Raw genomic sequence first — 578 nt, 5'->3', positions numbered from 1 at the left:
CAGCGGCCCCGGCGCAAAGCCATCGAACCCGCGCGGAATCAGCCACCGGGACTTGGTCTCGATCAGCAGGCAGAGGGGGGATTTGCAGAAGCGGATCATGGCAGGCGACGGCAGTGCGCGAGCGCAGGGCGCGCATGGGCGTGTATAGCCCAAGCCTATCAGGTCACGCGGGCTCGCGCCCAAACCTGTCCGCCAGAATAAAAACGCCCCGCTTTTGGCGGGGCAAAGAGCAATGCCTGGATGGATCGCGTGCGCTTAGTCGATGCTGATCTTGCCGGCTTCGATCACGCCCTTCCAGCGCTGGAGCTCCTGCTTCTCGAACTGTTCGAACTGCTCCGGCGTATTGGCGACCACTTCAAAGCCGTTCTCGGCCAGCTTCTGGCGCATCTGCGGCTCGTTGAGAGAGCCGACCAGCGCGGCATGCAGCCTGGCCTTGACGTCCTTCGGCAACCCGCGCGGCGCGGCCACGGCTTGCCACGAATACACGTCCACGTCCTTCACGCCGCCCTCCGCCATGGTGGGCACGTTCGGTAGCACCGCCGAGCGCTTGTCGCCGGTCACGGCCAGCGCCTTGAGCT

General features: G+C 65.4%; 1 protein-coding gene. It reads right to left on the bottom strand.

What is annotated here, in order from left to right; all coding sequences use genetic code 11:
* Positions 1 to 255: 255 nt before the first annotated feature.
* Positions 256 to 578, bottom strand: a 323-nt coding sequence (locus OR16_RS38645) for a Bug family tripartite tricarboxylate transporter substrate binding protein (protein WP_006164799.1), incomplete at its 5' end; no start/stop codon positions are given.

Source organism: Cupriavidus basilensis OR16 (assembly GCF_000243095.1).
GTDB classification, from domain to species: domain Bacteria; phylum Pseudomonadota; class Gammaproteobacteria; order Burkholderiales; family Burkholderiaceae; genus Cupriavidus; species Cupriavidus basilensis_D.
Note: the sequence above shows the minus strand (reverse complement) of the source record. Positions and strands in the feature narration are given on the sequence as shown.